Origin of the sequence: Thioclava sp. UBA3469 (assembly GCF_002378135.1) — a bacterium.
Classification (GTDB): Bacteria; Pseudomonadota; Alphaproteobacteria; order Rhodobacterales; family Rhodobacteraceae; genus Thioclava; species Thioclava sediminum.
On sequence record NZ_DFRG01000080.1, the window covers coordinates 1 to 7,586 of the forward strand.

Below are 7,586 nucleotides of genomic sequence, written 5' to 3' on the forward strand. Positions count from 1 at the left end.
ACAGGTCGAACCCGCCCGACAGGATAACCAGTGTCTGCCCCGCAGCCGCGATCGTGGAGGTCGCCCCGCCACTCGCGAGGAAAGAAATATCGAAATAGCTCAGCGGATAAGGGCTCAGCCCCGCGTTCAACGCCATGAGCCCCGCCAACACCAGCGCCGCGACGATCACGGCCTGTCCGTGACGCAGGCTGCGTAGCCAGTTGGAGGACTTGCGCCGCGGCTCGGCCCCGGATGATAGGCTTTGGTCACTCATGCCCGGACCTCCTGTTTCGGATGTGTCGTGTGTCCCTTCAGCGGTGCATCGCCGCCAAGCGTGGCCTGCATGATCGCGTTCTCGCTCAATTCTTCACCCTCGAGCCAGCACGACAGCCGACCCTCGTAGAGGACGCCGACCCGGTCGCACAGATGAACGAGTTCAGGGATTTCGGTGGAATGGAGCAGGACCGATCCGCCTGCATCCGTATAGGCGCGCAGCAGCGCATAGATCTGCTCTTTCGTCCCGACATCGATGCCGCGCGTCGGATCGAAGAGGAGCAGAATCCGACTTTGCGCCACGAGCCACTTGGCCAACACGATCTTCTGCTGATTACCGCCCGAGAACGCGCCCGCGGGCAGGTAATGCGCGCGTTCGTCCACCTCGACGGCAGCGAAAGCCCCCGCAGCGGCGCGCGCCTCCGCCCCGTCATCGAGAACCGGCCCCCGGTGAAACCGCGAGAGCACGGGCAGGCTGGCATTCTGCCGCCCGCTGAGTTCCAGGAACAAACCTTGCGTCTTGCGTTCCTCGGGCACGAGCCCGATCGCGACCGACGGATGCAGCGCGTCGGCCGGGGCGCGCAGATGGAGGGGCGTCCCGTCCAGCTCGATATGGCCCGCGCGCAACCGCTCCTGTCCGAAAAGGGCGGAGAACAGCGCCTCCTGCCCCATGCCTTGCAGCCCGGCAATCCCGAGGATTTCCCCCTTGTGCAGCGCGATCTCGGCCTTGCGCAGCTTCGGCCCCGCCGACAGCGCGCGGGTGGCGAGAACCGGGACCTGCCCCGCGATCTCCTTCGGGGCGCGGCGCGGCGGGAAGGCATTTTCGACCGAGCGGCCCACGATCATCTCAACCACTTCGGCATCACTGACATCCGCGACCTTCGCCGAGGTCACGGACCGTCCGTTGCGCAAGATGGTGAGCGTGTCGCAGAAGGCGCGCACTTCGGGCAAGCGGTGCGAGATGAACAGCACGGTAATCCCCTGCGCGGCCGCGTCCGCGATGATCCGGCCGAGCCAGTCGACATCGCTGCCAGAGAGCGCCGATGTCGGCTCGTCGAGCAAAAGGATTTCGGGCTGGCGGTAGAGGGCGCGGGCGATCTCAATCTTCTGGCGCACAGCTAGGGTCAGCTCCTCGGCCAACGCATCGAGATCGACGTCGAGGCCCAGCGCTTCGAAATGTGCGGTCACCTCGCGCCGCGCACGGCTGCGGTCCAGCGAGCCGATGATCGTCCGGCGCGACCGCCCCAGCAGCATGTTGTCGAGCACGCTCAGGTCTGGCACCAGCGTCAGCTCCTGGAAGGCGGTCTGGATCCCCGCGGCATGGGCATCGCGCGCATTGCGCAAATTGACGTCGCGGCCGGCTATTCGGATCGTGCCAGAATCTGGCCGCACGAGCCCCGAGAGCAGTTTCATGGTGGTCGACTTGCCGGCGCCGTTTTCGCCGAGCAGGGCGTGGACGCGGCCGCGAGCGACGGAGAAGCTGACCTTGTCATTGGCGACGGTGGGACCGTAGGCCTTCGATAAGTCGTGAACTTCCACCGCAGGCGCTGAATCGGCGATGCGTGACATGCAATTCTCCGGAATGCGTATGTATGGTGCGGTCTGCGCCCGGCGGCGGAAGCCCCCGCCGCCGGGCGTGTGACCTCAGTTCTCGGGCTGGCCGACGAGCGCGGCGTTCAGACCAAGCTGCGGCAGATCTTCCGAGAAGATCGAGGCGAACCAGCCGGGGTTCGACACCATCGAGGGCTGGAACACGTTGCACCCCGCCTTCTGTTCATCCCAGCTGCCCGTCTCGCAAAGCTGCACGGTCTCATTGGTGACGAGGGGCAGCGGCAAGGTGGTATGCTTCGGGATGTCCTTCCCTTCGAGCTTGTCGACCGCGAGCTTCAGGGCTAGCGCGCCGGAATAGGGCGGCGAGGCGTAGGAGATCCGGGGTGCGCCCATCGGCGCATAGGGCTTGCTCGCCCCTTCGACCGCTGTATCTGCCGGAAGCATTTGGATGCGCCCGCCATTCGATCCCTCACCTGCACAGGGCAGCAGCTCGGAAGGATCGCGTCCCGCTTCGAGCTGCATGGAATCCGCCGTGTAGCAGCCCACCTGCATCCAGAGCCCGTTGATATCGGACCAGTCGCGGGTGGCCATCAGCTTGTTGAGTTCAGTCCGGGCCACCGCCTGGCTCCACATGCCCACGGCCTCGCCGACGATATTGATGCCGTCATGCTGGGCGAAGACTTCTTTGGCCGCCTTGGTCCGGGCGGTATCCACGGACGTGCCGGGCACACCTGTCACCATCACGACATCGCCCTTGCCGCCCATCTTGTCGACCAGCCATTCCGCCGTCTTTCGACCGGCCTCCTCTTGGTCGATCGTCACGTTATAGGCGCAGGGCTCGGTGATCTCGGCGTCATAGGCGATGACAGTCACACCACGCGAGCAGGCGCTCTTGACGACGCTGTTCAGCGCGGTGGGCGAGATCGGATAGACGACGATCGCGTCAGCTCCGGCCTGCACCATCGCGTTGATCTGCTGGATCTGGCGCTGGGCGTTCGGCCCGGCGACCTGAACCTCGAGATCCACCTTGTCGGCGTAGTCCTTTGACGCGGCGAGCGCCTTGACCATGTTCGAGGCCTCGGCCTGCCAATCGTTCCCGATATAGCTCATCGAAAGATAGACTTTGTAAGGCCCGTCGCTCTGCGCCTGGGCGGCTCCAGCCACGAGACCAAGGGCGCAGGCGGCGCCCGCGATATAGCGTTTCATCATTTCTTCCTCCCATGTCCGGCGACTCTCCCCGGTCGCCTCACGGAATTCACGATCCGATATCGTTGATCAACAGTCAAAACGTGTTTTATTCTTTTTCGAGCCGGCGTAGTTTGGGCCGTGAAATGAAAGGTCTGACCATGTTCGAAAGCGTCACGCCGCTAAAGCGCGAAACCCTGCAGACGCTGGTGCATCAGCGGCTTTGCGATCTGATTCTGCAGGGCGAGATCGCTCCCGGCGAGTCGATCACTGTCGCCAGCATCGCCAAGGCGCTCGACGTCAGTCCGATGCCGGTGCGCGAAGCAATTTCCCGGCTTATGGCCCTCGGAGCCCTGACCATCGTGTCGGGACGATCCATCGGCGTGCCGCGTCTTGGGGCAGACGAACTCGCCGACCTGCGCAAAGTCCGCTCGGAGATCGAGACCACCGCGGTGGCCTGGGCAGTCGAGCGCCGCGATCCCGAGTTCATCGCCCGACTGGAGAAAGTCCTCTACGCGATGGAAGCTGCGGAAGCCGCAGGCCAAGTGCGCGAATTCATTCATGCGAATTACGACTTCCACTTCACGATTTACCGGCAGGCAGGTTCCCCCCTGCTCCTCGAGATCATCGGCAATATCTGGCTGCGGATAAATCCGCAGTTCCACCTGTTGCAACGTCATGGCCACTACCGCGTTTCCAACAAGCAGCACCGCAGGCTGTTCGAAGCGATCCGGGACGGCGACAGTGCAGCGGCCATCGCAGCCCTGCGCGAGGATATCGACAGCGCCTACGAGGTCATCCTCGCCAGCCTCAAGGAGAGCGAAGCCGAGCGCGGGTGAACGGACTGACCGGCGATGCCGGGCGGAGCGGGCAACGCCGGCCCGGAAAAGCTACCTATATGACAGACTATAGGTAGCTTTCTCGAACGGTTGGATTGCGGGACGGCGCGACAGCGCCGTAAAGGGGCGTATGGAAACGCGCGTCTTTATCGCCTCCGCACCATGGTTATGGTCTCACCCTCAGCCACTTTCACCGAGACTGAGACCTCACCACCAGAACCGGACTGTCTCGGCGCGTGCTCTCGCTGGGACGAATATCGTTGGGCGCCTATCGTAACGGGCCGTCACGCGCCGCCAGCCTTTAGACCACCGAACACTCGGACAGGCAGACGTCCACCGGCCTCCTTTCCGCTTCGGTCTTTTCGTCCGCATTCCCTTATTGCGTTGATGAAAAAACTTGCGACTGACGCATCGCGGGCCGACTCACGCGTTTGTGATTGAATCTATGCGTATAGATATGATCAACATGAGAAATACAAAAAATCACGACAGGGAAAGACCATGATCACAAGACGCAAGTTTCTGGCGACTTCCGCTCTCGCCTCAGGAGCCCTCGCGATGCCCGGGCTGTCGGGACAGGTTCTGGCGCAAGGCCAAGCCATCACGCTCGCCGTGCCGGTGCCGATCTCAGGCGCATTCGCGGCCAATGGCAAATACGCCGTGATCGGAGCGAAGCTGGCGGCTGAAGAGGTCGCTGCGGCGAAGGGTATCGAGGTGAACACGCTCGATCTCGACACCGAGGGCAAGCCCGCGACCGCCGTGCGCAAGGTGCAGGACTCGGCCGAGCAGAACGGCGCGAAGCTGTTCGCCGGCGGCATCCTGTCCTCAGTCTCGCTGGCGATGGGCAAGGAAGCCGAGCGCGCGGGTGGCGTCTTCATGACCACCGCGGGTGCTGACGAGATCACCGGCAAGGACTGCAACATCGCGACCTTCCGCTGGTCGGTGCCGACCTATGGCGCGATCAATGAGACCGTTCGCCCGCTGATCGACATGCTGCCCGATGCAAAGAAATGGTATACGATCACCCCGCAATATGTCTTCGGCGAAGGGCTTCTGAGCGCCGCCAAGGACGTATTCGAGGAAAAGGGCATCGAGCATGTCGGCAACAGCTACCATTCGCTGAGCGAACGGGAATTCTCGGGCTACCTGACCAACGCGATGGCCGCGCAGCCCGACGTTCTTCTGCTGCTGAACTTCGGCTCGCAATCCTCGGCCACGTTGCGTCAGGCAATCTCCTTCGGGATGAAGCAGCGTATGACCATCGTCATCGCATGGGCGTCGGGTCTCGAGCAGTTCGAGGAGCTGGGCGCGGATACCTGCGAGGGCGTCTATTTCGGCGCGCAATATTGGCATCAGGCGGACACGCCCGCGAACAAGGCGCTCGTGAAAGCCGTGCAGGAGAAATACGGCTACAACCCGAACTATTCGCTGGCGGGCTCCTACATCATCTCGAAACTTCTGCTCGAAGCTGCCGCCGAGGCTGGCAGCACCGAGGGCGCAGAGGTGGCCAAGGCGCTCGAAGGTCGGAAATACGACGGCCTCACCGGGCCGGAAGAAATCCGCGCCGCCGATCATCAGGTGATCAAGAACTACTACCTCCTGAAGGGCAAGGCGAAAGCGGATATGCAGGACAAGGACGACTACGCCGAGATCATCAATTCCGGCCAGTCCTTCCTCGATCCGGAAGCTGCGGGCTGCAAGTTGCCGGCCTAACCAGCCGACAGACCGTAGCCATGCCGATCCGCCGGGAGCTCCCCCCGTCTCCCGGCGGATCCCCTCTACTGCCTTACTGGGAGCGTGTGCCCGTGATCTACCTATTCCAGATCCTCAACGGCATCGGGCTGGGAATGCTATATTTCCTGCTCGCCGCCGGGCTGAGCATCATCTTCGGCCTGCTGCAATTCGTGAATTTCGCCCATGGCGCCTTCTATCTGCTGGGCGCCTATCTGACCTATGATCTCGTCGAGCGGGGCGTGAGCTTCTGGATCGCGCTGCCGGTGGCGACACTGATCGTGGCGATCGTCGCTGGCGCGATCGAAGCGCTGCTGCTGCACCGGATCTATAAGCTGCCGCACACGTTCCACATCCTCGTGACGGTGGGCATCGCGTTGGTCTTCCAGGAGCTCGCGATCATCATCTGGGGGCCGATCGGCGGCTCCGTCCCCACGCCTGAAGGGCTGGGCGGCGTCGTGATGCTGGGCAACTTCATCTACCCGCAATACCGGCTGTTCACGATCATCGTGACGGCGGTGATGGCCGCGGGGCTGTGGTGGCTGCTGGAGGGCACGCGGCTGGGGGCAGTTGTGCGCGCGGGCTCTGAGTCGGCGTCGAACATGGCGCTCCTCGGCTACAACACGATGCGCATAAACACCGCCGTTTTCGCCTTCGGCGCCGGGCTGGCCGGCCTTGCCGGAGCGCTTGCCGCGCCGATCCGCGGCGTCGAACCCTTCATGGGCGCCGAGGCGCTCTCGGTCGCCTTCGTCGTCGTCGTGATCGGCGGCATGGGCAGCTATACCGGCGCGTTGGTGGCGGGGTTGCTGATCGGTATCATCCAGAGCCTGATGACGACGATCTGGCCACAGGGCGCACAGCTCTTCATCTATATCGCGATGGCGGCGGTGATCGCGATCCGCCCACGCGGTCTGTTGGGGAGGGTCTGAGCGATGCATGTCCTCGATACTGCCAAGGTGCAGATCTGCCTCGCGCTGGCAACCGTGCTGATCCTGCCATTCGTGCTCAGCTCGGGCATCCTCGCGACCGAGATCCTGATCTACGCGATGGTCGTCGCGGCCTGTAACCTACTACTGGGCTATACCGGGCTTCTGTCTTTCGGACAGGGCATCTTCTTCGGGCTCGGCACCTATGTCGCGGGCGTTCTGACAACGCGCTGGGGTGTTCCGATCCCGCTCGTGCTGCTGGGCGCGGTCGTGCTGGGCGGGCTGGTGGCGACCGTCGTCGGCTGGTTCACGATCCGTCGTCAGGGCGTCTATTTCGTGATGCTGACGCTGGCCTTCGCGCAGATGTTCTATTTTCTCGCCTACACGTTCAGCGACATCACCGGCGGCGATAACGGCCTCCTCGGCGTGCCCCGCCCGCAGATCATGGGACAGGTGCTCGACGGGCCTTGGGCCTATTACACTTTCGTCGCGGTGTTCTTCCTCGTGATCTTCTGGCTGCTGCTGATGGTCACGCGCTCCACTTTCGGGCGCACGCTGCTCGCGATCCGTGAAAACGAAGGTCGCGCCGCTGCGATCGGCTTCCCGGTGCGGCTCTTCAAGATCGAGGCCTTCGCGATCTCGGGTGCGATCACGGCCCTAGGCGGCGCATTGCATGCGCTGCTGATCGGCGTCGCACCGCTTGAGAGCATTAACTACCACACCAGCGAGATGATCCTCGTGATGACGATCATCGGCGGCTCCACGAGCCTCTTCGGGTCGGTCATCGGAGCCGGGTTCTACCTGCTGCTGGCCGATACGCTCTCTGTGATCTGGCCGCGCTGGCTTTTGCTGCTGGGGCTTGTGTTGGTCACAGTCGCGCTATTCTTCCAGCGCGGACTCTGGGGGCTGGTCGAGCGCGGCTGGGACGCGCTGGTCGAACGCCGCAAGGTGACGCGGAAGGAGGCTGGCGATGTCTGATATTGCCCTGCAAACCCACGGGCTCGGCGTCCGCTACGGCACCTTCGATGCGCTGAGCGACGTCGATCTGAGCGTGAAGCGGAACTCCGTTCATTCGATCATCGGGCCGAACGGCGCGGGCAAG

At 63.4% G+C, this 7,586-nt stretch carries 7 protein-coding genes and 1 pseudogene; 5 read left to right on the forward strand and 3 right to left on the reverse strand.

Annotation, left to right across the window (positions count from 1 at the left end):
- The 3 genes from B3D39_RS06865 to B3D39_RS06875 form a co-directional block, all read right to left on the reverse strand.
- Positions 1–253: hypothetical protein (locus B3D39_RS06865; protein WP_286789543.1), on the reverse strand; the 253-nt coding region annotated here is incomplete at its 3' end.
- Positions 250–1,821, reverse strand: coding sequence for a sugar ABC transporter ATP-binding protein (locus B3D39_RS06870; RefSeq protein WP_274961990.1), 1,572 nt, complete (start codon positions 1,819–1,821; stop codon positions 250–252). The genes B3D39_RS06870 and B3D39_RS06865, both read right to left, overlap by 4 nt.
- A gap of 75 nt (positions 1,822–1,896) precedes the next feature.
- Positions 1,897–3,009, reverse strand: a complete 1,113-nt coding sequence (locus B3D39_RS06875) for a sugar ABC transporter substrate-binding protein (RefSeq protein WP_274961991.1) — start codon at positions 3,007–3,009, stop codon at positions 1,897–1,899.
- A 65-nt stretch (positions 3,010–3,074) separates the two neighbouring features.
- Between B3D39_RS06875 and B3D39_RS06880 the strand changes: the two genes are divergently transcribed.
- The 5 genes and pseudogenes from B3D39_RS06880 to B3D39_RS06900 all read left to right on the forward strand — a co-directional run.
- The gene (locus B3D39_RS06880) at positions 3,075–3,827 is read left to right on the forward strand and encodes a GntR family transcriptional regulator (RefSeq protein ID WP_274961992.1); all 753 of its coding nucleotides are present in this window, start codon (positions 3,075–3,077) and stop codon (positions 3,825–3,827) included.
- A gap of 558 nt (positions 3,828–4,385) precedes the next feature.
- Positions 4,386–5,540: an ABC transporter substrate-binding protein gene (locus B3D39_RS06885; protein WP_274961993.1), complete on the forward strand. Its 1,155-nt coding sequence runs from the start codon at positions 4,386–4,388 to the stop codon at positions 5,538–5,540.
- Between the two features lie 92 nt (positions 5,541–5,632).
- Positions 5,633–6,487 carry a branched-chain amino acid ABC transporter permease gene (locus B3D39_RS06890; RefSeq protein ID WP_274961994.1) on the forward strand — a complete coding sequence of 285 codons (855 nt, stop codon included), beginning with the start codon at positions 5,633–5,635 and terminating at the stop codon, positions 6,485–6,487.
- A 3-nt stretch (positions 6,488–6,490) separates the two neighbouring features.
- On the forward strand, positions 6,491–7,462 hold the full coding sequence (locus B3D39_RS06895; RefSeq protein ID WP_274961995.1) for a branched-chain amino acid ABC transporter permease: 972 nt from the start codon (positions 6,491–6,493) through the stop codon (positions 7,460–7,462).
- A pseudogene (locus B3D39_RS06900) lies at positions 7,455–7,586 on the forward strand (ABC transporter ATP-binding protein); the annotation flags it as partial. The gene B3D39_RS06895 and the pseudogene B3D39_RS06900, both read left to right, overlap by 8 nt.

Coding starts and splice junctions, on each gene's coding strand:
- B3D39_RS06885 (WP_274961993.1), top strand. CDS start 4,386: ATGCCCGGGCTGTCGGGACAGGTTCTGGCGCAAGGCCAAGCCATCACG.
- B3D39_RS06870 (WP_274961990.1), bottom strand. CDS start 1,821: ATGTCACGCATCGCCGATTCAGCGCCTGCGGTGGAAGTTCACGACTTA.
- B3D39_RS06875 (WP_274961991.1), bottom strand. CDS start 3,009: ATGAAACGCTATATCGCGGGCGCCGCCTGCGCCCTTGGTCTCGTGGCT.
- B3D39_RS06895 (WP_274961995.1), top strand. CDS start 6,491: ATGCATGTCCTCGATACTGCCAAGGTGCAGATCTGCCTCGCGCTGGCA.